We start from the raw sequence: 23,899 nt of genomic DNA on the forward strand, positions 1-23,899 counted from the left end.
TGTTTGAATTAGAAAGGAGCTGGGTATTAAATAGCATAGTTTAATTGATTGGAGATGATAGAATGGAACGTTTACTGGATGTTGTCGGTCAGGTTTCCGCATGGTTATGGGGACCGCCGCTTATTATTTTATTAGTGATTACGGGTTTATATTTAACGATTCAATTGAAATTTTTCCAATTTCGTTATCCGATTTATATGTTAAAACAAACATTTGGAAGCGTATTTAAGAAGCCTAAAGGAAAAGGGAATATTACCCCATTGCAGGCTTTAACGTCTGCATTATCTTCAACTGTTGGTGCTGCAAACATAGTCGGAGTACCGGCTGCGATTATGTTTGGAGGACCAGGTGCCGTTTTTTGGATGTGGATTATCGCGATTATCGGGATGGCCATAAAATTCTCCGAGAGTGTATTAGCCGTTAAGTACCGTGAAAAAAATGAAAATGGAGAATACGTTGGCGGGCCGATGTACTATATGACAAAAGGGTTAAATATGAAATGGCTTGGGACTTGGTTTGCCTTTGCTCTCATGATCGAATTGATCCCAAGTATTATGGTGCAAGGCAATGCTGTCTCAGCTGCTGTAACGGAAACATTTAATGTAAGCGGGCTGGTTACTGGCATTATAACAGCTGTTTTAGTTGGTTTAGTTGTATTTGGCGGCATAACTAGAATTGGAAAGGTTACAGAATTAGTTGTACCGTTTATGGCCCTTTTTTATGTAGGAGCAGGCTTAATCATTGTAGTAATCAATTTTAGCGAAATTCCTGAAGTATTTAGTCTGATTTTCTCTTATGCTTTTCAGCCAATGGCAGCAATTGGAGGCTTTGGGGGAGCAGCAATAGCTGAAACAATACGCTGGGGATTTGCAAGAGGATTATACTCAAACGAATCAGGACTCGGGACAGCACCGATTGCCCATGCGGCAGCTACTACAGATCACCCTGTTCGCCAAGGGTTTTGGGCTGTAATGGGAATTGTAATTGATACACTAATTATTTGCAGTGCTACAGCATTTGTCGTATTATCCTCAGGGGTGTGGACGAGAGAAGGAGCTATAGAAGATCCTTCGGCACTAACTGCGGCAGCATTCGCCTCTTATTTCGGGCAAACTGGGAGTGTAATCGTCACAATATCATTAATTTTTTTCGTGGTCTCAACGATTATGGTAGTCATCTTCTACGGAGCTAAGCAAGCAGAATTTCTCTTTGGCAATTCAGCAGGAAATATTATGAAGATTGTTTATTTAGCGGCAATTATATTAGGTTCGATAGGCGGTGCCCGCATAATATGGCAATTCCTTGATTTGACACTTGCGGCCGTATTAATTCCAAATGTAATTGCGGTCTTACTGCTAAGTAAAGAAGTAAAACAATTAAAAGAAGAATTCTTCAACTCGGAGAAATACTATTTAAAAGATATCAAAAAAGAGAAAGAAGCATCTTGATTAGGTGCTTCTTTTTTTTGATAAAAATATTCTCATTTCGATTCAGTAGATCTCTTCCAATAGGGAAATTATGAAAGCGCACAACTTTTTATTGACGTGGTTGTATATACATGATTATAATAAATATAAGATTTGTATATACATGTCCTTGACCTAAGAATGTAAGCGATATAAGCTATGCGTTTATGTTTTTGAAGGGATAGTAGATTATAAAAGTTGAAAACGATTACGGGGGGTTACTTATGAGTTCATATAAAGAGTCTGTTGGTCAAATCATTGATGCAATAGGCGGGGAAGAAAATATTAATGCTGTGACGCACTGTGTGACAAGGCTTCGCTTTGCTTTAAAAGATGAAGGAAAAGTAGATAAAGAAAAATTAGATGAGATTGATCTTGTTAAAGGTTCCTTTTCTACAAATGGTCAATTTCAAGTAGTAATCGGACAAGGGACTGTTAATAAGGTTTATAACGAATTGGTTGCTCAAACAGGAGTTGGGGAAGCTTCCAAAGATGATGTGAAAAAAGCGTCTGAAAGCAACATGAATCCATTGCAAAGAGCCATTAAAACACTTGCCGATATTTTCATTCCGATTTTGCCGGCCATTGTAACAGCAGGTCTTTTACTTGGAATAAATAATATCTTGACTGGCTCAGGCATATTTTTTGAAGATCAATCCTTAATTGAGGTGTATCCCGCGTGGGCCGATATTGCAAATATTATCAACTTAATTGCAAACACTGCTTTCACATTCTTGCCCGCGCTAATCGGCTGGTCAGCTGTTAAACGCTTCGGGGGTAGTCCTTTACTTGGTATTGTTTTAGGACTTATCCTTGTTCATCCAGATTTATTAAATGCTTGGGCTTATGGTGAAGCTAAAGCAGCAGGAGAAGTAGAGACTTGGAATATCTTAGGTTTAACTGTTGAGAAAATCGGCTATCAAGGACAAGTTTTGCCAGTCCTGTTTGCTTCTTACTTGCTTGCTAAAATCGAAGTATTTTTAACAAAGAGAGTGCCTGAAGGAATTCAGCTGCTTGTTGTGGCACCGGTAGCTTTATTGATTACCGGATTTGCTTCTTTTATCGCAATTGGTCCTATTATGTTTGCGGCAGGTAATTTAATTACAGACGGGGTTGTTTCGATTTTTGAAAACTTTGCAGCACTTGGCGGCTTATTATACGGGGGATTATACGGCGCCTTAGTTATTACAGGTATGCATCATACATTTCTTGCGGTTGACTTGCAATTAATCGGAAGCATTGGCGGAACATTTTTATGGCCGATGCTGGCTCTATCCAATATTGCCCAAGGCTCTGCTGCCTTAACAATGGGTCTATTAACAAAAAATGAAAAACAAAAAGGCCTTTCATATACATCAGCAGTCAGTGCTTACCTAGGTGTAACAGAACCTGCAATGTTTGGGGTTAATCTGCGCTATCGCTACCCATTCATTGCAGCGATGATCAGTTCTGGTATTGGCGGACTCTTTATCTCTATGCAGGGGGTTAGAGCAAGTACGATCGGAGTCGGCGGATTACCAGGCTTCCTAGTCATTGACCGCGGCTTCTGGGCATTTATTATCGGTATGGTCATTGCATTTGTTCTGCCTATTATTCTTACGTTCGTATTCTCTAATTTTAAAAAAGAAAAATAAGGTGCTGACTGGGACAAGTTTATTGTCCCAATTAGCATTTTTGCATTTTAATAATATATTTTGGTGGTGTATGGAATGAGTCAACCTTGGTGGAAGAAGTCTGTTGTGTATCAAATTTACCCGAAAAGCTTTAATGATACATCTGGTAATGGTGTAGGAGATTTGCATGGTATTATTGAAAAGCTTGATTATTTAAAAGAATTAGGTGTAGATGTTTTATGGCTAACACCAATTTATCAATCACCTCAGCGTGATAATGGCTATGATATTAGTGATTATTTCTCTATTCATGAAGAGTATGGAACAATGGAAGACTTTGACTTGTTATTAAAAGAAGCTCATAAAAGAGATCTGAAAATCATAATGGATATCGTTGTCAACCATACTTCAACTGAACATGAATGGTTTAAAAAAGCAAGTGAGTCAAAGGAAAGTCAGTATCGTGATTTTTATATTTGGAAAGAACCTAAAAGTGATGGATCTGAACCAACAAACTGGATCTCTAAATTTGGCGGCTCTGCGTGGCAGCTAGATGAAAAAACAGGTCAATATTATCTTCATTTATTTGATGTGACACAAGCTGACTTGAATTGGGAAAATGAAGAATTACGAAAGAATGTCTACGATATGATGCGCTACTGGTTTGATAAAGGTGTTGACGGCTTCCGTCTCGACGTCATTAATTTGATTTCAAAAGACCAGCGATTTCCTGATGATGACGGTAGTAGTGCGCCAGGTGACGGACGTAAATTTTATACTGATGGCCCAAGGGTACATGAGTTTATGCAAGAGTTGAACAGAGAGGTTTTTTCGAAGTATGATGTTATGACGGTTGGGGAGATGTCCTCCACGACAATTGATCATTGTATCAAGTATACAAAACCTGAAAGACATGAATTGAGCATGACCTTTAATTTCCACCATTTAAAGGTGGATTATCCTAATGGAAACAAATGGGCATTAGCTGACTTTGATTTTCAAGCATTAAAGCAAATTCTTTCGAAATGGCAGATAGAAATGCATAAGGGCGGGGGATGGAACGCATTATTCTGGTGCAACCATGATCAGCCTCGCATCGTTTCTCGTTATGGCAATGACCGGGAATACCATAATGAATCTGCAAAAATGCTTGCAACTGCTATTCACATGATGCAAGGAACTCCTTACATTTATCAAGGAGAAGAATTCGGCATGACAAATCCAAAGTTCTCATCAATTAATGAATACCGTGATGTTGAATCGCTTAATATGTTCAATATAATGAAAGAAACGGGGATAAAGGAAGAAGAGATTTTGGATATCTTAAAGTGTAAATCACGCGATAATTCCCGTACGCCTGTCCAATGGAATGATGAAAAACACGCAGGCTTTACGAGTGGAACTCCATGGATCAATGTGGCGGGCAACTATAAAGAAATCAATGCAGAAAATGCACTTAAAAATAATGACTCAGTATTTTACCATTATCAAAAATTAATCCACTTGCGTAAAAAATATGATGTCATTACTTCTGGTGATTATCAGTTAATTTTAGATGATCATCAAGAAATCTTTGCTTATGTTAGAAACACAGAAAAAGAAAAGCTCTTGGTTATAAATAATTTTTATGGGACCGAAACGCTTTTTGAACTGCCTGAGTCTGTTAATATTGACGGATATGACAGAAAGCTTCTCCTATCAAATTATCAGGATTCATCGGCAGAATTTGAAAATGTAAAGCTTCGTCCATATGAGTCCCTCGTTTATCTCCTTGAAAAAAAGTGATAAACTAAGAAAAAACTTAATGGTGATAGTTGATGAAGGTTAACAAATTTAAAGTAATTTTTCAAGAAATAGCAAATCAAATTAAAAGCGGGGATTTGGAGCCAAACAAAACGTTGCCTTCAGAGCATGAGCTGGCCGAGCAATACGGCACTTCCCGGGAAACAATTCGAAAAGCACTTACACTTTTAGCGCAAAATGGCTTTATTCAAAAAATAAAAGGCAAAGGTTCAGTAGTCCTTGATATGAGAAAAATGAGCTTTCCTGTATCTGGTTTGGTCAGCTTTAAAGAACTGGCAAAAAACCTGGGTAAAGCCTCCAAAACACGTGTCCATGAATTTGGACTGATCAAGGCAGATGCTTTTTTAAAGCAGCAATTAAACGCTTCTTCGAAGGATGAAATATGGAAGGTAGTGCGATCAAGAGAAATTGACGGTGAAAAGATCATCTTAGACAAGGATTTTCTCATGAAAAAGTACATTCCGCTGTTAACAAAAGAAGTATGTGAGAACTCGATTTACGAATATATTGAACAAGATTTAGGATTGAAGATCAGCTTTGCCAAAAAGGAAATTGTAGTAGAGGAATGTACAGACGAGGACCGCGGCTATTTGGATATTGACGACTTTCAGCATATAGTCGTCGTGAAAAATTACGTCTATTTAGATGATACAAGTTTATTTCAATACACAGAGTCACGCCATCGATTAGATAAGTTCCGGTTTGTAGACTTTGCAAGAAGAGGGCATTAGAAAAAGGGCGATCCGCAGGTTTTGGATCGCCCTTTTTATAGTTTTTCTAGAAATGGTTAAAGTAAGGAGTTGCTGCCCGATATTTAACACTTCCGTTTAAAATGTTTGACTTCATTAGAAAACTAATTTCCTTTGAATCCCTTTGAAAAAGTAAGGCTTCAGCAATCGGTTCAAGAAAATTGTTTAAAACTTTGTTGAATAAACGAAGCCAAAAGCCATTTCCCCCTACTTTAAAGGAAAAACGGCTTTTATGTTCAATGATGGTTCGACCGTAAACTAGTCATACTACTGGTGCCAAGCTTATACTCACCAAGAAATTTTATATGTTCCATGCTAGTCTGGTTTTGAATTCCAATCATACGGTTCCATACTAAAATGTAATATTACGGAACCTATTTGGAGGAAGACCATTTGCTTTTTTAAAGGAATTTATAAAATGTGTTTCGCTATGAAATCCACAGTTAAATGCAATATTTTTGATCGAATAATCGGTATTATGCAATAAATGTTTGGCGTGATTTAATCGTTGCCGAATCAAGTATTGAATAGGTGTTATATTAGTAGATTTTTTAAAAAGTCTTAGGAAGTAATATGGGCTTAAATTGACATGTGATGAAATGTCCTCCAAAGTAAGGTCATTACTAAAATTGGCTTCAATAAAAGAAATGGCTTTTGTAACAACTGCATTCATTTGTTCTTGCTGTTGGAAGGCAATTTTGTTTAACTCGTAAAGAATCTTGCTAATTATAATAGACTGAAGTTCTTCGTCAATCTGTCTTTTTTCCGCGTTTTCGAGAAGTTGACTCATATGCATTCTTAGGTTGTTTTGAATTGTGGAGAATACACATCCATGTTTTGAAAAAACTTGATCGAAGTAGGTCAGGCTGGCATTTCCCGCAAAGTGAACCCATTTAAACGTGCTATATCCTTCTGAGTAATAGATATGAGGCTTATAGCAGTTAAGAAAAATGAATTCGCCCTTCGTGGCACAATACTCCTTGTTTTCAAACTTTACAACAATTCTTCCGTCTTCTACATATAGGAACAAAAAACTGTTCCAGTTATTGCGATTAATATTGTAATCGCTATTTGTGTAAAAAGTTCCGCTGTAAATTAAATGATATAAGGCCTTGTAGGCAAAGTCGCTAGGTTGATGAAAACGCATTTCTGAATGAGGTAAAATACCTTTTTCGTTCATTTTCATGTAATCACCTCTTATATATACGTATAACCAATGTTTGGAATTTTCTAATCAAAAGAGCAATTATTTTAAATATAACAGCAATAATCACTGATGACAACGCTTTCTTTAATTTATAGTATTAAATTAAACTTTTAATAGGAGGAGTTAAAATGATGGATGTACGAATTGGTTTGGTAGGAGCAGGTTGGATGGGAAAAGCCCATGTCTCCTCATTTCATCAAGCTACAATGGTTTTTGGAAGTCATTACGGAAAGCCGGTCTATGAAATCATTGCAGATGTCAATAAAGAAGTTGTTGAAGAGGCAAAAAATACTCTTGGTTTCAAACGATCAACGACAAATTGGCTCGATGTTGTGACAGATGTCCAGGTGGATGTCGTTGATATTGCAACGCCAAATGCCTTTCATTATGAAGTCGCAAAGGCTGCGTTAGAAAATGGGAAACATGTGTATTGCGAAAAACCCTTAACTCTTACGTTTGAACAATCCTATGAGTTGGCGGAGTTAGCCAAAAAGAAAGGTGTAGTCAATTATGTAGGCTATAACAATGTTGTTAATCCTGCATCAGCTTACATTAAAGGGTTAATCGATTCCGGGAAACTGGGAGAAATCATTCGATTTAACGGTACTTATGATCAAGATAGTTTGCTTAACCCTGATATCCCAATGTCATGGCGCCATATCAACAAATATTCAGGATCAGGTGCGTTAGGGGATCTTGGTTCCCATTTATTAAGTTTGTCACAGTATTTAATGGGAGATATAAAAGCTGTTCAAGCAACATCAAAAACATTCATTAAATCGAGGCCAAAAACAATAGGATCTCTTGAACATGGAACGGTTGAAAATGAAGATGTTTTAATTTCAATCGCTCAGTATGATAGCGGGGCAATTGGAACAATATCTTGCAGTCGGGTTTCTGCTGGAAGAAAGAACTATTTAACTTATGAGATCCAAGGAACAAAAGGAAGTGTGTACTATTCACTTGAAGACATGAATGAGGTTCACGTGTATTTTACTTCAGATAATCCTATTGATAGAGGATTCAGAAGGGTGTTTTTAAACGAAGGGCATGAAGGTTACAGTGCTTTCCAACCTGCTGCTGGAATTGCAATTGGTTATAACGATATGAAGGTGATGGAAGCGCATAAATTGTTGAAAGCTGTTACTCAAAGTGGATCGTACACATGTGATTTTGCCTTTGCTGCAAAAGTAGATGCAACAGTCAAAGCGTTGTTGGAGTCAGCTAAGAATAATTTGTGGGTAAATGTGATGACTGAAGGAGGAGTTAAAGTTGGCTATTAAGATCGGTACTGCCCCTGATTCTTGGGGTGTTTGGTTTCCACAAGATGAAAAGCAAATCAATTGGAAGATATGTCTTGATGAAATGGCACAAGCTGGCTATGAAGGAATCGAATTAGGGCCATGGGGATATTTGCCTAATGATTTTAAGACGTTAAAACATGAATTAGATTCGCGCAATCTACAATTAGTAGCCACGACTTTAGTAGGGGATTTGATGTCAGTTGAAATAACAGAAAGTATGATTGATCAGCTTCATAAAATGGCAGGGTTGCAAGTGCACTTTGCTTCTGCACCATATGTTGTTTTAATTGATGATTGCTATACAGATTTATTTACTGGTGAAATCGTGCGCCCTGTTGAGTTGAACGAACAGCAATGGAAGCAATTTATTGAAAATATAAATCGTATACGTAATGTTGCAAAGGAAGATTATAATCTTGAAGTTGTTTTTCACCCTCATGCACAAAGCCATATAGAGACAGAAGAACAAATAGAACGTTTGCTAAAAGATACAGATATCAATTTATGCCTGGATACTGGCCATCATGCATATTGTGACGGAGATCCAGTTGCTTTTATGAAAAAGCACCATGAGCGCATCCCTTACTTGCATATTAAAAGCTGTGATATGGAAGTGAAAAAGATGATGCAAGCAAATAGCTGGTCATTTGCAGAAGCGGTTAAGAGAGATGTCATGTGTGAACCGGAATTAGGTGTTGTTGATATGAAAGCGTTCTTTAATGTATTGGATGACATTCGGTTTGAAGGTTGGTTGGTTGTTGAGCAGGACATGTACCCAGCTCCTTTTGAAAAACCATTTCCGATCGCAAAGCGGACAAAAGAGTATTTAGATGGGTTGCTAAATCAGAGGGTGCATATGTACAAATAAATACGAAAAACTGCTATAAAAAGAAAGTGGTTGGACATTTAATTAACAAAGACCACCAAAAGGCCATTGCCATTCCTTTTTTGAACTGCCGTTTAGTAGAACAAGTAACGAATGAAATTTATGCGGTGTATTTTACAGTCTTTGAAGGCTGAGATGTATACACCGCATAAATTTGCTATAGGCCCAAAGTACGCAGTAACAAAGAAAATAGGAAGTTGTTTAATTAAATGATCTAGTAAGGGAGATGTATAATTTGAAAGCGTATTCAAGTAAAAGAGAAAATCATTCCTCAAGAAAATACTTGATGTTAGTGGTAACCATCGCTACTTTTGGGGGATTATTATTTGGGTATGATACAGGCGTGATAAATGGGGCATTGCCCTATATGTCTCAGCCTGGGCAACTTGACTTAAGCCCGCTAGGTGAAGGGTTTGTTGCGAGCTCTTTATTGTTAGGGGCAGCTTTTGGGGCATTATTTATTGGCAGATTATCAGACTTTCAAGGAAGGCGTAAAACAATCTTACAACTAGCAGTAATTTTTATCATTGCAACAATTGGTTGCAGCTTAGCTCCGAATTTTTTGACAATGATTATAAGCAGATTTATTTTAGGGATAGCAGTCGGAGGAGCTTCCGTTACTGTTCCAACATTTTTAGCAGAAATGGCTCCTGCAGAGAAAAGAGGGAGACTCGTAACCCAGAATGAATTAATGATTGTCACAGGGCAATTTTTAGCTTTCTTGTTTAACGCATTTCTTGGAAATATATTTGGAGACACAAGCCATATTTGGCGTTATATGTTATTTATAGCAGCTATTCCGGCAGTGGTTTTGGGAATTGGCATGTTGTTTATGCCTGAAAGTCCGAGATGGCTTGCGGCAAAAGGAAGAGATCGTGACGCATTGGATGTGTTTAAAAAGGTAAGGGAGCCTAAACAAGCCTCTGCGGAATTAGAAGAAGTAAAAAATACGATCTTACTAGAATCAAAACAAACACAAGCAACATTAAAAGATTTAAATATAAAGTGGATTCGAAATATTGTATTGCTCGGAATTGGAATTGGAGCGATTTCTCAATTAACAGGCGTGAATTCTATTATGTATTATGGAACACAAATTTTACAAAATTCAGGTTTCGCGACAGAAGTAGCTTTAATCGCCAATATTGCAAATGGAGTTATATCTGTATGTGCATGTATAGCTGGCCTTTATCTATTGGGAAAAGTCGGAAGACGGCAAATGTTTATTACCGGTTTAGCAGGAACAACAACTGCATTGGTGCTAATCGGCATATTTTCCATGGTATTTGAGGGTTCCGCTTGGCTTCCATATCTTGTCCTTTCCATGACTGTCATGTTTTTAGCGTTTTACCAAGGATCGATTGGCCCGCTGACGTGGCTGACATTAGCTGAAATTTTTCCAATGCGGTTAAGGGGATTGGGTATGGGAGCAGCAGTTTTTTGTCTCTGGATTATGAACTTTTTTGTCGGTCTCTTCTTTCCGGTTTTAATGAATGGTGTAGGCATTTCTATGACATTTTTCATTTTTGCAGGGTTTGGTATACTGGGTCTTGTGTTCATCTTTAATTATTTGCCGGAAACAAAAGGATTGAGTTTAGAAGAAGTCGAGCAGTACTTTAGAAATGAAACGGATACAATTCGAAAAATAAGTGGATAAATTTCAATACTGTTCTCATAAGGTCGACCTCTGTAAATAAACCTCATCTGACTATAAAGGAGTTATTCCTTTTTATCCAGATGAGGCTTTTATTTTGTAGTAAGGTACTGTATCGTGTACATTACTGAAATGAAAGAACGCATCCTTCTATATGTTGGTATATTATTGATTACTCGGTCATTCCTTCAGGTCTAAGGGGAGCGCTGGAACTCATTTTCCAGCCCTCTGGATCTTTTTGAAAAATGTTATAGTTGCTTACTTCTTTTTCAACCATTGTACCCGTTTCCGGATGAGGAAGTTTCATACTAGTAAGTGTATATACAGCCGCGAAGTGTCCTGACTCATCATGTTGATATTCATCAATGATTGCTTCCTTAATTGTTGTTTCAACCTCTAATGTTTCAAATTCCTTTTTCATATACTCTCTTTCCTGTTCATAATCAAACCCGATTGCATGTTTAGAAAGAGTATTCATATAAGCATCAAGATCCTTATTATTAAATGCCTCTATATGTTGGTTTAATGCGGCTATTACAGCCTGCTCCTCTTCTTGAGGAATATCTGATGATCCTGTGCCCGATTCTACTTCAGCTAAACTTTCAATAAAAGCTAACTGACTCTCTTCCGGAGAAATTTCTTCTGATGCTTCCTCTGCCTCATTGTTTTTTTCATTAGCAGCAGTTTCCTTTGCCGGAATTTCTTCTTCTTTTTCAGCAGTGTTCTCATTACTGCACGCAGATACAGTAAAAAGGGATAAGAGGATAAATAAGGAAAGTTTCATGCGCTTCATTCTCGCGGCACCTCGAATTTAGATAATTAGCTCATTAGGCTCCTTTCATTCTACTGAATAAATCATTGGAAATCAAAGATAATTTTGGGAAATATATAGGGAATTTGATTTAGATTACACGCGATTTGAAAACGTGTATAGGAAATCTTGCATATAGTCCTGAATCCCATATAGGAAGAGGTACTCGTCCATAAAAGTTGGAAACTCGTGAAAAGAAAGCCCGAGCTCGCAGCTCGCTCATAGAGCCTCCGATTTCGCTCAAAGACCCGAGCCAATCGCGCAAAGAAGGAAGGGAATTTGCTCATAACCCCAAACCCCGTTCATAGAAAGAGAAAATTCGTGCATAGGGGGCAGGAACTCGTGCATAGAGTCCGAAATTCATTAAGGAAGTAAAAATTCAATTTTAGGTGATCAAGAAAGGAACGGTACTTTCCTCAAGCAGGGAGTTCCTGCTTTTCATTTTTCACATTTTTTTTTATAGTTAATATGATGATAAAAAGTGTGAAGAGCGGAAGGTGAGAGGGTATGTGGTTAATTTTATTGAGCAGTATACTTCTTCCCTGTCTTTTGTTACTCGCAGTTGCTTTTTTCTTTAGCCAGCTCATCCTATTTCCTCGGAAAGTTGCCTATGAAGAGACTTATAAAAAAAGCATTTTAAGCGGGGAAATTGATCCTAAAGTGTTTGACAGTACGGCAAAGGAAGACCTCTATATTGATTCTTATCACGGCTACAAGCTGCACGGGCTTTTTTTCCCTAAAGAAGGAAGCCGAAAAGCGATTATTGTTGCTCATGGGATTAAGTGGTCTTTAATCGGAAGCTTTAAATATGTGGAAATGTTTCAGAAAAGAGGATTTCATGTCCTTTTGTGTGATCATAGGTTTCATGGTCTCAGCGGAGGCAATCATACTTCCTTTGGATTTTATGAAAAGGATGACCTGCATGCATGGGTTGATTATCTCTATGAAAATATTGGGGAAGACGCAAGTATCGGTCTATTAGGAGAATCCTTGGGAGCAGCTTCGGCACTGCAATATGTTCAGAAGGAATCGCGAGCCTCGTTTTGTATTGCCGATTGCCCTTTCAGCGACTTGACTGAGCTTTTAAAAATCAGATTAGAAAAGGACTTTAAGGTGAAATTTTATCCGCTTGTTTCATTAACAAGCCTAGTTACAAAATGGCGGTTTGGATGGGGCTTTCATGAAACCTCTCCTATAAAGGATATCGAAAAAGTAAAAACACCTGTCATGCTGATCCATGGAAGTGAGGATCATTTTATCCCTTTAAAAATGAGCAAGGATCTCTTTCGAAAAATAAAAGCCTTTAAAAAGCTTTATATTGTTCCAAAAGCTGGACATGCAAGGGCATTTCTGACAGACCCACAAACGTATGAACAAAAAGTAGCCGAGTTTTTCAAAGAAATCGGGTTAGAGAAAGTAGAAGGGAAGATAGGGTGAGAAAGGCCGCTTTATTGGAAATAAAGCGATCATTAGGTAAAATTAGTCCACATTCCCCTTGTTGAAGCATTTTAGATTTTAGATTTTAAATTTTAAATGAACGAGATTGATTTACTTTGTTAAATCAATCTCGGGTCGTTTCCTGGAATGAGTTTAGAACATTTCTAGAAGAGGATTTTTCTATGATATAGCAGAATTTAAAGGGGCTGTCCAATAAGTCGATTTTTCGGCCATTGGAGGCCCCTTTACATGTTTCAGAATGCTGATATATTTAGCATTCTTGATTTTCAATCTTTAATGAATTTGCCCTTTTCATACTGAACCTTTAATTATGAATGATAAAAATAATTTTTACGATACTCTGAAGGGTTCAGGCCGGTCCACTTTTTAAATTGTCTGCTGAAGTGGGAAAGATTTTTATATCCTAAGCGGGTTGCAATCTCACTTAGTGATATATCAGGTTGTTGAATTAATATTTTTGCCTCTTGTAATTTTAACTCGGATAAGTATTTTCTTGGAGACATCCGATATATTTTTTGAAATATTTGCAGACCATAATTAGGACTTATTCCAAGTGAGGCAATGATAGGCTGAATTCTCAGTTCATTATAATCATTGCCATTTAAACTATTTTCTTTAAAGTTCCGTTTTATTGCATCCGCAATTTCCTTAGCGTATTTTGCTGTAGTCATTGATTCATATATAATAGGATCCTTTTTTTGTGAAACAATATCTGCAAATATTTCTAATAATTCAAAAAGGGGAATTTGAGTTTTAAGTTTGTATTTCATTTCATTTATATTTGATTCGTTTATAATATCAATCCATTTTTGAAGAGTTGTATATAATCTTTGATAAAAAGGAGAGTCAGAATTGTAGATTAAATCACAATGTTTCATCATTTCCATTCGTAAAGTAGGCTCGTCTACATCAAAATGTGCACAAAAATAGGTCATTGAGCTTTCACTAATACACTTGTTTGCATGGTGAAACCCTGGAGGAATAAGAATAATGTCCCCGTTCTTTAATAGATAACGTTCATTTTCAATTAAAGTCTCTTGTTCACCGTTCATAACGAGTAATATTTCAAATGCATAATGAAACTCTTTAGGTACGGACCAATTGTTAGAAACAGTTTGAGTATGGGCGCCGAAAAAGCGTATATTCCAATCAATAGCTGGAAGGCGCTTTGCATTAGCAAAAGTAAACTTGTTCTCCATAAACAGACCCCCTTTGATTATGGTAAATATAGCATTGATGAAACAATCGTATTCGTTTGTGGTTTATTTATATAATGTAAACAAATAAGATAGCGCTTTCACAAATAGAAAGATTTAGAGTGATAATAGAACCATTTTAATATGAAAGGTAAGCAGTAACAATCCTTATTTTTGAAACTATATTCAAAATTAATACCATGAAAAAAGGTAAAAAGGAGGTTCTTGGGAATGGAACAACAAAGATTAAATCATAATAAATTTTGTTTGATTTAGATAGTTTGTTTATTAAATAAACATAGATGAGAGAGCTTGATATTGATAGTTTTAACAATAACAAGGGGGGTTTTAAATGATAAAGGTCAAATTTCTTTACATTTCGTTTTTTGTGCTAATTTTTTTAATTGGATGTTCAGCTCCAGAAACTGCAATGAATCCAGAAAGTCAAGGATCTTCAAAAGAGTTGACAGTATGGCATATAGAATCAGGAGCCGCTGCAGAAAAAACCCTCGAGAATGCTGCAAAAAGGTTTGAAGAAAAAAATCCAGGAGTAACTGTGAATGTGGTAAAACAGGAAAATGATCCGTATAAATCGAAATTGGCAGTCGCCATGGGGGGTGGAAATCCGCCAGATGTCTTTCATTCTTGGGGCGGGGGATGGCTGGAGAATTTTGTGAATTCAGGGCAAGTAAAAGAGATTACAAATGACATAGATAAAGAGAATTATTTGGAAGCGGCTATATCAGCAGCTACCTATGATGGGAAGATTTATGGTGCGCCGTTAGCTATGGATGTTGTTCCTGTTTGGTACAACAAAAAAATCTTCGAAGAATACAATCTTAAGGAGCCGAAAACCTACGAGGAATTACTAGAAGTGGTTGAAACATTAAAATCAAATAATATTATCCCTTTTTCTCTTGCTAACCAATCAAAATGGCCAGGGGCATTTTATTTGATGTATTTTGCTGAAAGATATGGAGGTACGGAGCTTTTTAATGAAGCTTATGGGCGGGCAGGAAGAGCCTTTGATGATGAAGCATATATCAAGGCTGGAAGGAAAATTCAAGAACTAGTAAAAGCTGGTGCATTTCCAGAGGGAATGAATGGATTAAATTTTGATACAGGCCAATCTAGACAGCTGTTATATACAGGAAAAGCTGGTATGGAATTAATGGGGAGCTGGATGCTTGGATTGACAAGAAGTGAATTCCCGGAATTTGAAGAGAATCTAGGATTCTTTCTATTCCCTGCCATTTCCGGTGAACAAGGAGCTGAAAATCATATCGTCGGCGGTGTCAGCCCTGTATTTTCAGTAGCAGAAAAGAGTCCGAATGCTGATTTGGCTGCAGAACTTGTCAAAGAATTAACTAGTGTCGAAACAGCACAGCAGCTTGCTAATACAGACGGCGCCATTTCAGCTGTGAATGGAGTGGAATATGAAGATGAATTCATCCAAGAAATAAATGAAGTATTGGAAGGGGCAGAAAATATGCAGACTTATTATGATCAAACACTCCCTCCAGAACTAGCAGAAGTTCATTTAGATACGACTCAAGGATTATTCGGTCTGTCTATAACACCAGAGGAAGCAGCTGCCCAAGTAGAGAAAAAGGCAAAAGAATTACTAGAGTAAGACGAGAAAACTACATTAAGAATTAACTATAGTCTATGCAAGTTTTTGTACATTCATAGATAAGTGATGTTTGAATCGAGGCAATCGGGGACCGGCGGTTGCTTCAATTCCCACATCAAACATCTCAAGAGATAAGAGGTTATTGACTTTGTCTCAATAGCTACAAAATTTGCGGAAACACATAGAGGGGTGAGGTTATTGGAAAAACGTATTGAAAACTCTGTTTTCAGTCCTGCAAACCTTAATACGAAGTTAAAAACCCGTAGAAAAAAAAGGAAAGACTTTCTTATTATTGCGGGTTTTATGGCACCAGCTTTACTAATATATGGGGTTTACGTTATTTATTCCATCATCATGACTTTTTATTATAGCCTTTTCAATTGGTCGGGAATTGATAATAATTTTGTTTTTATCGGGTTAAACAATTATTTGCAGCTTCTGCAGGACGGTGTATTTTGGACTACCTTAAAAAACAATTCATTCCTGGTGTTGACTTCTTTACTGACCCAATTGCCACTAGGGTTGGTTATGGCTCTGCTTTTGTTCAGTCCGATAAAAGGAATGAGATTTTTTAGATCTGTTTATTTTATGCCGTTTTTAATGTCTACCGTAGCGATTGGTATACTATTTACATTTATTTACGACGGAAGTTATGGAATCGTGAACCAGTTATTTGGGGCGATTGGAATGGACAATTTTCAAAAAGCATGGCTCGGTGATGCATCAACAGCAATCTGGGCAGTCATTGCCACAATATGCTGGCAGTTTGCACCGTTTTACATGATTCTTTTTAGGGCTGCTATAGTGGGAATCCCAGAAGATTTATATGAAGCAGCAGAGATCGATGGGGCGAATAAATGGCATCGTTTTGCCAAAATCACGTTGCCGTTATTAATGCCAACGATTGTAACTTCCTCGATATTATCTATTATCGGATCGTTAAAGTATTTTGATTTGATTTATGTAATGACTAGCGGAGGGCCAAATAACTCTACTGAATTAATGGCTACCTATATGTACGAACAAACGTTTACGAACTTTAATATGGGTTATGGAAGCAGTGTTTCCTTTTCGATGTTTATTCTCGCATTACTCGTTACCTTGGTGATTATTTCGTTAGATAACAAAAGGAAAGGGGCGTCATAAACCATGTTAATAAATCGAATAAAACAAATTCCTTTGTATGTGCTGGCAATTATTATTTTAATTTTTACCGGTCTCCCCTTTTTAATCATGATAAATTCATCATTTAAAAGCCAGTTAGAGTTTATGACATCGCCTTGGTCACTGCCCGATGCATTTACATTATCAAACTATTCATCAGTCATGTCATCCGATTTTTTCAATTATTTCTTCAACAGCTTAATTGTATCCGCAATATCTGTAGTCCTTGTCATTGTCCTTTCAGCAATGGCCAGTTATCCATTAGCGAGAATGAAGTTTAAACTGAATCGGCCATTATTTATGTTATTCCTTGTGGGAATGATGATTCCCATTCATACAACCTTAATCCCTATTTATCTTCTAACAATCAAAATAGGATTATACGATACGATTTGGGGATTAATAGGTCCTTACGTCGCGTTTGCTTTACCGATATCAGTGGTCATTTTTACAATGTTTTTACAAGACATCCCGAAAGAATTGGAGGAATCTGCAAAAATCGATGGCTGCGGGCATTTTAAATTGTTTTGGAAAATTCTATTTCCATTGCTTACACCTGCCGTTTCTACGGTCGCGATCTATAATTTTATTCATATTTGGAATGAATTTGTATTTGCCCTAGTTCTTACAAACTCCTTCGAAAACTACACGCTTCCACTAGGGTTAAGAGAGTTTTACGGAGAGTTCTCTGTAAACGTACCAGGCATAATGGCTGCATTAACGTTATCGAGTTTGCCGTTATTATTAGTGTATTTTGTGGCTCAAGAAAAAATTGTGAAAGGGATCGCAGCAGGATCAGTTAAGGGATAAATATTCAAATGAAAATAATGGGAGGAGATAAAAGTGAAAAAGGCGCTTATTTTTCAAGGAGGCTGGGAAGGACATGAGCCTGCTCAGGTTGCAGAAATACTCGCAGGCATATTAAGAGAAGAATACTTCGATGTAAAAGTTGTTGATACGCTAACTGTATTAGAAGAAGACGATTTAGAGCAATATGATTTGATAGTCCCAAACTGGACTCAGGATACGATAACTCCTGAACAGCTTCAGCCCCTGCTTAATGCTGTTGCGAATGGGAGTGGACTAGCTGGACTCCATGGAGGGATGGGGGATTCTTTTCGAATGGCCACAGATTATCAATTTATGGTAGGCGGCCAATGGGTAGCTCACCCAGGAAATGATGGCATCAAATATGAGGTCCGGATCATTGATCCAGGTCATCCTCTGACGGAGGGAATGAAGGATTTTACAGTAGAGTCAGAACAATATTATATGCATGTTGACCCCGCTGTTAAGGTTCATGCGACAACCCGATTTCCAATTGCAGATGGTCCGTATAGTGTCAATGGGAAAGTAGATATGCCAGTTGTTTGGTCAAAAAGGTGGGGAGAGGGGAAAGTGTATTACTGTGCTTTGGGACACGTAGCACAAATCGTTCGAATGCCAGAAGTCATTACCCTCATGCGAAAGGGAATGAGTTGGGCTGCCAGGTAGATTATAAACAGAATTGGGGTGGGAACAAGTGATGGAAAAAATAAGAGCAGGTATTGTTGGCTGCGGAAATATTAGTGAGATTTATTTTGAAAATGCGAAGAAATTCGATGTATTGGATATCGTTGCTTGCTCTGATTTAAATAGTAATAGAGCAATCGAGAAATCAAATAGGCATGGTATCCCAAAAGCATGTTCAACAGAAGAGTTGATCACTGATCCAGACATTGATTTAATTATTAACCTGACCATTCCAGCAGTTCATGCGGAAGTTGCAAGACAAGCACTTGAAGCTGGAAAGCATATTTACGGAGAAAAGCCTCTTGCAGTCAAAACGGAAGAGGGGATGGAAATCCTCCGCTTGGCTAAAGAAAAAGGGTTGTTAGTGGGAAATGCTCCAGATACATTTTTAGGAGCTGGAATGCAATTATCGAGAAAGTTAATTGATGAAGGATGGATTGGCAAGCCTGTTTCCGCAACCGCCTTCATGATGAATCATGGACATGAAAACTGGCATCCTGATCCTGAGTTTTACTATCAAGAGGGCGGCGGTCCTATGTTTGATATGGGACCATATTATCTTACAGCGTTAATCTCTTTAATTGGCCCGGTTAAAAGGGTCACAGGATCCACATCAATGAGCTTTTTAGAACGAATGATTACAAGTGAGCCAAAATATGGAGAGAAAATAATGGTCAAAACACCAACCCAAATCAATGGAGTTCTCGATTTCGAGAATGGAGCAGTAGCTTCGATTATTACAAGTTTTGATACTTGGCATCATCAGCTCCCCTATATCGAAATATACGGGACAGAAGGGAGTATTGCAGCTCCTGATCCAAATACATTTGGAGGTCCAGTTTATATCCGCAGAAAAGATCAACAAAGCTGGTCGGAAATCCCTCTTACACATGGGTTTGCAGAAAATAGCAGAGGACTTGGGGTTGCGGAAATGGCTCATGCAATCCTTCATAATCAAACACCAAGAGCAAACGGTGACCTTTCATTTCATGTTTTAGAAATTATGCATGGTTTCCATGAGTCTTCAGAGAAGGGACAGCATTACCAGCTGACGAGTACTTGCAGCCAGCCAAGGCCAATGCCGGTGGGTATTTCTTATCATAATTTTAGTGAAACAATGGACTCTTTTTTCAAATTATAAATGAAAATAAACGAAAGGGCTGTGAATAATGATGGGCATAAACCAAAAAGAAGTAAGAATTGGAATGAGTTAATCATTCTGAAGCCCTGAAGTCCGCTTATAAGTGATGCTGTTTTAAAAGCGCTTTGGATTTTGGTGTAAATTCAAAGCGTTTTTTATCTCAGAGATTTTAGTAAATTAATAATATCTAAATAATTGAATATTTGAATAAACAACTGAGTGGCGGGGTTATCAACTTCAATTTATTATCTCTAATGATTTGTTTAAGCATTCCAAATAAATTTATTTAATATCTTCTTGAATCTTATATAAAAATGAGCTACTATCTAAGTTAGTAATCAATCAATAACAAATTTGAAGAAGGTGACATATAATGACTCAGAGAAAGGAAAACCGAAAGGAAGAAATCCTTGAAGCTGGTTTAGGGGTATTTGCAGAAAAAGGGTATTATAATACCACTACTGCATTAATTGCAGAAAAAGCTGGGATTTCTCAGCCCTATATATTTAGATTTTTTAAAACGAAGGAAGAGTTGTTTGTAGCCGTATTAAATAGAGCTTTCGAAAGGATTCTCCAAACATTTAAAAATGTGGAATCGAGCTCCGATCAAATCGTTACCAAAATGATCGAGGCATATGAAGAGTTGTCTGTATCACATCCTAATGAAATTGCCTTGCAAGTAATAGGACTTTCAGTTACAGAAGAAGCAATAAGAGATTGTACAAAAATGGGTTTGTCTCGAATTAGAAGCTGCACTTTGGAAAAGTTGCAATCGGCGAATATTCCCAATGCAGAGAGGGAGGTAACAACTTTCTTAGCTAGAGGGATACTTTGTAATATTTCCTATTATTTGAATTTACCAGAGCTTATTAATGACTAACATAAATGACCTATTAGTTTAGGTTTTTTATTTCAGTGTTTGTTATTGATTGATTAATTACTAAATCAAAGGAGAGTTATACAATGGAAAAAGCAATTGTTTTAGGAGCAACAGGCGGAACAGGTCAAGCAATTGTTTCAGAATTGCTATCCAGGAATATACAGGTTATTGCTTTCGGACGTTCCGAAAATAAATTAAAAGAATTAATGAAAGAGTATAATTCTACACCGCTATTAACATATAAGCTGGGCGATATCTTCGATTACAAGACCATCGTAGAGGCAGTAAAAGATGCAGATGTCATATTTCAATGTGCGAATGTCCAATATCATGAAATGGCAGAGAAACTCCTTTTACTTGGAGAAAGTGTAATGAAAGCAGCAGATATTTTAGGAAAGAAAATAGTTATAGTAGATGGAATATATGTTTACGGTCAACAAGTAGCCAAGGGAGATGAAAGTCATCCAAAACAACCTCATACAAAAAAAGGGAAGATTCGGGTAGAATTTGAAAATTTAATATTTGATAAGAAATGGAAGAATGCAAAAGCATTAATTGTTAGGTTACCGGACTATTATGGTATAACTTCGCAGAACTCTTATTTACAACCTACATTGACTGGACTGGCAGCAAATAAAATTTCTGTTTTTATTGGTAATCTAAAAACACCACGAGAATATGTCTATCTACCAGATGCCGCTAAGATGATTGTGGAAATAGCAAACAAAGACGACTCTTATGGGGAAAATTGGAATATACCTGGGGTTGGATTGATTTCTGGAAAAGAAATAATAAAAATTGCCCGTGAAATTACTGGAAATAGAAAATTAGTCATTCCATTAAACAAAAATGCAATACGTTTAAGTGGATTGTTTGATCCAGTTATGAAGGAAATAGTAGAAATAATGTACCTTACAGAGAAAGGATTTATTCTAAGCGGAGAAAAATATGAAAATAGAATAGGTGAAATTGTAGCTACACCTTATAAAGACGGACTAAAAGAAACATTAAATTTCTTAATGGAAAATATAAAATAAATCAGAAGCAGTTCCATTAAAGAAGGTGAAATCCCAACTAAAACTATGAGCTGATAATAATGATTTACTTAATATTGATTATTAGTTATTGATTGATTACTAACAAATGTATTCCCTACTTAATCATAATTCGATTCTTTTTTACTATTTATTTAAACTGAGTGTTTTAACAAAGGAATTTATTTGGATCACTCACTTTTTTTCAGCATGTTAATAAACTAACTTTTACCTTTTGTACTTAACAAACGGTTTATACGTCAAGAATATAGGGAAAATAATAAAGATTATAGTGTTTTGGAGGGAGAAAGGTATGTACGATGTCATTGGAGTAGGGATTGGTCCGTTTAATTTAAGCTTAGCTGCGTTGTTAGATGATATCCCGGAGATAGAGGCTCTCTTTTTTGATAAAACCTCAGAGTTTGTATGGCACCCCGGGATGCTGATTGGCGGAACCGACCTTCAGGTGCCGTTTATAGCAGATTTAGTTACGTTTGCTAATCCGCAAAGTAAATATACGTTTTTAAATTATTTGCACCATCATAATCGTCTTTATCAGTTTTTCTTCTTTAATCGATTTGATATTCCCCGGAGGGAGTACAATGATTATGCTGCATGGGTGGCTTCAATGCTTAAAAGCTGTCATTTTGGACATGAGGTTATTGATGTGAAAGAAGCTGAGAATTCACATTATGTTGTGACAGTCAGCGATCATGAAGGGAATCAGAAAGAATATAAAGCCAAGCATGTTGTTATTGGGACTGGAAATATTCCACTCGTTCCCATTGAATTAGTGCAAACGAATCGTGATGATGTTTTTCATTCCAGCGAATATTTGTACAAGAAAGAAGGGGTTAAAGAGGCAAAGTCTATTACTGTGATTGGGTCAGGACAAAGCGCAGCGGAAATCTTTCTGGATCTTCTTCAAGTTCAGAAGGATTATCATTACGAAATTACATGGTTTACTAGGTCTGCTGAATTTCTTCAGTTAGAATCTGCTAAGCTTGGTCAAGAAGTTTTTTCTCCTGACTATGTGGAGTACTTTCACAAGCTTCCTTTTAAGGAAAGGATGGACGCCCTTCCTCAGTTAGGGCAGCTTCGAAAAGGAATTGATCCGAATACGCTAAAATCCATTTATGATCAGCTTTATCATCGCTCAGTATCAGTGGAAGAGCAGCCTGTTTACATACAACCGTTAACAGAAGTATCAAGGATTGAAAAAGCGGAAGACGAATACAAGCTTTCTTGTGAACAATGGCAGGCTAAAAAGGATTTCGATCACTATTCAGAGAAGGTCATACTGGCTACAGGTTATAAACCAAATATCCCAAGCTGGCTTACCCAATATAAAGACAAGCTTGTGTGGGAAGATGAAAAAAGGTTCAAAGTAGACAATGACTACAAGCTTGTATTTAAAGATGATCAAGTCCACAATCTCTATACGTTAACCAATATCGAGCATTCCCACGGGGCAGGCGCAACTAATCTCGGATTATCTGTTTACCGGAATACTAAAATTATTAACTCTATATTAGGGAAACAGCATTTTAAAGAGATGAAAAACACAGTCTTCCAGCAATTTTCGCCATAAATCAAGTTTTAATTCAGGCTCATCAGGGTAGAGGCATTATAGAAGCATAATAGGAGGTTGTTAATTATGAGTAAAAAAATTGCTGTCGTGATGACTGACCAGTTTGAAGATTCTGAATATACGGAGCCGGCCAAGGCGTATAAGGAAGCTGGACATCAAGTAACTGTGATTGAAAAGGAAAAAGGGAATTCAGTGAAAGGCAAACAAGGCGAAGCTTCTGTAAGTGTAGATGCTGCAATTGATGAGGTGAAACCGGAGGATTTTGATGCATTATTTATTCCTGGCGGCTTTTCGCCAGATATATTAAGGGCAGATGATAAGTTTGTCAAGTTTGCTAAAAAATTTGTGGATGACAAAAAACCAGTATTTGCAATATGTCACGGACCTCAATTATTAATCACTGCAGAAGCATTAAACGGCAGGGATGCTACCGGATATGTTTCCATCCATGTTGATTTAAAAAATGCGGGTGCAACGCTTCACGACAAAGAAGTAGTCGTTTGCGGCAATCAATTAGTGACAAGCCGTACCCCTGATGATCTGCCAGCGTTTATAAAAGAATCTCTCGCATTACTATAAAGCAGCGGATTTTTCTATCAATGAAAAAAAGCAGCCCAATCACTTTAGGGCTGCTTTTTGCTATCATCAGGAATAGGATCAATCCTTACCGCATCCTCTGTGTTAACCCCTGATTTTAAAGCGTAAATAATAAAAACGATCGCAAAGATAAGAAAAAGTGACAAAACAAAAGTTACAAGCCACCAGCCTAGTATCATCATAAAAAATCCCCCTTTCCA

Annotated in this window: 21 protein-coding genes; 17 read left to right on the forward strand and 4 right to left on the reverse strand. The window is 37.2% G+C overall.

The window, feature by feature from the left end; translation table 11 throughout:
* Positions 1-62: 62 nt before the first annotated feature.
* From IC621_RS05075 to treR, 4 genes are all read left to right on the forward strand, one after another.
* Positions 63-1,448, forward strand: a complete 1,386-nt coding sequence (locus tag IC621_RS05075) for an alanine/glycine:cation symporter family protein (RefSeq protein WP_191156388.1) — start codon at positions 63-65, stop codon at positions 1,446-1,448.
* Positions 1,449-1,690: 242 nt separating this feature from the next.
* Positions 1,691-3,100, forward strand: coding sequence for a PTS system trehalose-specific EIIBC component (gene treP, locus IC621_RS05080; RefSeq protein WP_191156396.1), 1,410 nt, complete (start codon positions 1,691-1,693; stop codon positions 3,098-3,100).
* 75 nt (positions 3,101-3,175) lie between these two features.
* Positions 3,176-4,864 carry an alpha,alpha-phosphotrehalase gene (gene treC / locus IC621_RS05085; RefSeq protein ID WP_191156398.1) on the forward strand — a complete coding sequence of 563 codons (1,689 nt, stop codon included), beginning with the start codon at positions 3,176-3,178 and terminating at the stop codon, positions 4,862-4,864.
* A 32-nt stretch (positions 4,865-4,896) separates the two neighbouring features.
* Positions 4,897-5,613 carry a trehalose operon repressor gene (treR, locus tag IC621_RS05090; protein ID WP_191156400.1) on the forward strand — a complete coding sequence of 239 codons (717 nt, stop codon included), beginning with the start codon at positions 4,897-4,899 and terminating at the stop codon, positions 5,611-5,613.
* A 370-nt stretch (positions 5,614-5,983) separates the two neighbouring features.
* On the opposite strand, the gene IC621_RS05095 is transcribed toward treR, so the two are convergent.
* Positions 5,984-6,817 carry a helix-turn-helix domain-containing protein gene (locus tag IC621_RS05095; protein ID WP_191156402.1) on the reverse strand — a complete coding sequence of 278 codons (834 nt, stop codon included), beginning with the start codon at positions 6,815-6,817 and terminating at the stop codon, positions 5,984-5,986.
* A 149-nt stretch (positions 6,818-6,966) separates the two neighbouring features.
* Between IC621_RS05095 and IC621_RS05100 the strand changes: the two genes are divergently transcribed.
* The 3 genes from IC621_RS05100 (at position 6,967) to IC621_RS05110 (ending at position 10,685) form a co-directional block, all read left to right on the forward strand.
* Complete coding sequence (locus tag IC621_RS05100; RefSeq protein ID WP_191156404.1) at positions 6,967-8,121, forward strand: Gfo/Idh/MocA family protein; 1,155 nt, start codon at positions 6,967-6,969, stop codon at positions 8,119-8,121.
* Positions 8,111-9,010, forward strand: a complete 900-nt coding sequence (locus IC621_RS05105; protein WP_191156406.1) for a sugar phosphate isomerase/epimerase family protein — start codon at positions 8,111-8,113, stop codon at positions 9,008-9,010. Before IC621_RS05100 ends, IC621_RS05105 begins: the two co-directional genes overlap by 11 nt.
* 253 nt (positions 9,011-9,263) lie before the next feature.
* Positions 9,264-10,685, forward strand: a complete 1,422-nt coding sequence (locus tag IC621_RS05110) for a sugar porter family MFS transporter (protein ID WP_224752324.1) — start codon at positions 9,264-9,266, stop codon at positions 10,683-10,685.
* A 169-nt stretch (positions 10,686-10,854) separates the two neighbouring features.
* Here IC621_RS05110 and IC621_RS05115 read toward each other — a convergent pair whose 3' ends face one another.
* On the reverse strand, positions 10,855-11,475 hold the full coding sequence (locus IC621_RS05115; protein ID WP_191156410.1) for a YybH family protein: 621 nt from the start codon (positions 11,473-11,475) through the stop codon (positions 10,855-10,857).
* A gap of 525 nt (positions 11,476-12,000) precedes the next feature.
* Here IC621_RS05115 and IC621_RS05120 point away from each other — a divergent pair.
* On the forward strand, positions 12,001-12,930 hold the full coding sequence (locus IC621_RS05120) for an alpha/beta hydrolase (RefSeq protein WP_191156412.1): 930 nt from the start codon (positions 12,001-12,003) through the stop codon (positions 12,928-12,930).
* Positions 12,931-13,259: 329 nt separating this feature from the next.
* Here the strand turns inward: IC621_RS05120 and IC621_RS05125 are convergent, their stop codons facing one another.
* Positions 13,260-14,150, reverse strand: a complete 891-nt coding sequence (locus tag IC621_RS05125) for a helix-turn-helix domain-containing protein (RefSeq protein WP_191156414.1) — start codon at positions 14,148-14,150, stop codon at positions 13,260-13,262.
* Between the two features lie 349 nt (positions 14,151-14,499).
* On the opposite strand from IC621_RS05125, the gene IC621_RS05130 reads away from it, so the two are divergent.
* From IC621_RS05130 to IC621_RS05170, 9 genes are all read left to right on the forward strand, one after another.
* Positions 14,500-15,780, forward strand: coding sequence for an extracellular solute-binding protein (locus IC621_RS05130; protein ID WP_191156416.1), 1,281 nt, complete (start codon positions 14,500-14,502; stop codon positions 15,778-15,780).
* Positions 15,781-15,978: 198 nt separating this feature from the next.
* A complete protein-coding gene (locus IC621_RS05135; RefSeq protein ID WP_224752325.1) occupies positions 15,979-16,926 on the forward strand; it encodes a carbohydrate ABC transporter permease in 948 nt (315 codons plus the stop codon).
* 3 nt (positions 16,927-16,929) lie between these two features.
* Positions 16,930-17,754 (forward strand): carbohydrate ABC transporter permease, encoded by an 825-nt coding sequence (locus IC621_RS05140; protein ID WP_191156418.1) that lies wholly within the window; start codon positions 16,930-16,932, stop codon positions 17,752-17,754.
* A gap of 33 nt (positions 17,755-17,787) precedes the next feature.
* A complete protein-coding gene (locus IC621_RS05145; protein WP_191156420.1) occupies positions 17,788-18,438 on the forward strand; it encodes a ThuA domain-containing protein in 651 nt (216 codons plus the stop codon).
* Between the two features lie 31 nt (positions 18,439-18,469).
* The gene (locus IC621_RS05150; protein ID WP_191156422.1) at positions 18,470-19,597 is read left to right on the forward strand and encodes a Gfo/Idh/MocA family protein; all 1,128 of its coding nucleotides are present in this window, start codon (positions 18,470-18,472) and stop codon (positions 19,595-19,597) included.
* A 373-nt stretch (positions 19,598-19,970) separates the two neighbouring features.
* On the forward strand, positions 19,971-20,477 hold the full coding sequence (locus IC621_RS05155) for a TetR/AcrR family transcriptional regulator (RefSeq protein WP_191156424.1): 507 nt from the start codon (positions 19,971-19,973) through the stop codon (positions 20,475-20,477).
* 83 nt (positions 20,478-20,560) lie between these two features.
* Positions 20,561-21,514 carry an SDR family oxidoreductase gene (locus IC621_RS05160; RefSeq protein ID WP_191156426.1) on the forward strand — a complete coding sequence of 318 codons (954 nt, stop codon included), beginning with the start codon at positions 20,561-20,563 and terminating at the stop codon, positions 21,512-21,514.
* Between the two features lie 310 nt (positions 21,515-21,824).
* A complete protein-coding gene (locus IC621_RS05165; protein ID WP_191156429.1) occupies positions 21,825-23,102 on the forward strand; it encodes a lysine N(6)-hydroxylase/L-ornithine N(5)-oxygenase family protein in 1,278 nt (425 codons plus the stop codon).
* A 66-nt stretch (positions 23,103-23,168) separates the two neighbouring features.
* A complete protein-coding gene (locus IC621_RS05170; protein WP_191156431.1) occupies positions 23,169-23,681 on the forward strand; it encodes a type 1 glutamine amidotransferase domain-containing protein in 513 nt (170 codons plus the stop codon).
* Positions 23,682-23,725: 44 nt separating this feature from the next.
* Here the strand turns inward: IC621_RS05170 and IC621_RS05175 are convergent, their stop codons facing one another.
* Positions 23,726-23,881 carry a hypothetical protein gene (locus IC621_RS05175; RefSeq protein WP_191156433.1) on the reverse strand — a complete coding sequence of 52 codons (156 nt, stop codon included), beginning with the start codon at positions 23,879-23,881 and terminating at the stop codon, positions 23,726-23,728.
* Positions 23,882-23,899: the final 18 nt, after the last annotated feature.

The sequence above is a fragment of the Metabacillus arenae genome, from assembly GCF_014773385.1.
Taxonomy (GTDB): Bacteria; Bacillota; Bacilli; order Bacillales; family Bacillaceae; genus Metabacillus_D; species Metabacillus_D arenae.

Coding starts and splice junctions, on each gene's coding strand:
- IC621_RS05075 (WP_191156388.1), top strand. CDS start 63: ATGGAACGTTTACTGGATGTTGTCGGTCAGGTTTCCGCATGGTTATGG.
- treP (WP_191156396.1), top strand. CDS start 1,691: ATGAGTTCATATAAAGAGTCTGTTGGTCAAATCATTGATGCAATAGGC.
- treC (WP_191156398.1), top strand. CDS start 3,176: ATGAGTCAACCTTGGTGGAAGAAGTCTGTTGTGTATCAAATTTACCCG.
- treR (WP_191156400.1), top strand. CDS start 4,897: ATGAAGGTTAACAAATTTAAAGTAATTTTTCAAGAAATAGCAAATCAA.
- IC621_RS05095 (WP_191156402.1), bottom strand. CDS start 6,817: ATGAAAATGAACGAAAAAGGTATTTTACCTCATTCAGAAATGCGTTTT.
- IC621_RS05100 (WP_191156404.1), top strand. CDS start 6,967: ATGATGGATGTACGAATTGGTTTGGTAGGAGCAGGTTGGATGGGAAAA.
- IC621_RS05115 (WP_191156410.1), bottom strand. CDS start 11,475: ATGAAGCGCATGAAACTTTCCTTATTTATCCTCTTATCCCTTTTTACT.
- IC621_RS05120 (WP_191156412.1), top strand. CDS start 12,001: ATGTGGTTAATTTTATTGAGCAGTATACTTCTTCCCTGTCTTTTGTTA.
- IC621_RS05125 (WP_191156414.1), bottom strand. CDS start 14,150: ATGGAGAACAAGTTTACTTTTGCTAATGCAAAGCGCCTTCCAGCTATT.
- IC621_RS05130 (WP_191156416.1), top strand. CDS start 14,500: ATGATAAAGGTCAAATTTCTTTACATTTCGTTTTTTGTGCTAATTTTT.
- IC621_RS05140 (WP_191156418.1), top strand. CDS start 16,930: ATGTTAATAAATCGAATAAAACAAATTCCTTTGTATGTGCTGGCAATT.
- IC621_RS05150 (WP_191156422.1), top strand. CDS start 18,470: ATGGAAAAAATAAGAGCAGGTATTGTTGGCTGCGGAAATATTAGTGAG.
- IC621_RS05155 (WP_191156424.1), top strand. CDS start 19,971: ATGACTCAGAGAAAGGAAAACCGAAAGGAAGAAATCCTTGAAGCTGGT.
- IC621_RS05160 (WP_191156426.1), top strand. CDS start 20,561: ATGGAAAAAGCAATTGTTTTAGGAGCAACAGGCGGAACAGGTCAAGCA.
- IC621_RS05165 (WP_191156429.1), top strand. CDS start 21,825: ATGTACGATGTCATTGGAGTAGGGATTGGTCCGTTTAATTTAAGCTTA.
- IC621_RS05170 (WP_191156431.1), top strand. CDS start 23,169: ATGAGTAAAAAAATTGCTGTCGTGATGACTGACCAGTTTGAAGATTCT.
- IC621_RS05175 (WP_191156433.1), bottom strand. CDS start 23,881: ATGATGATACTAGGCTGGTGGCTTGTAACTTTTGTTTTGTCACTTTTT.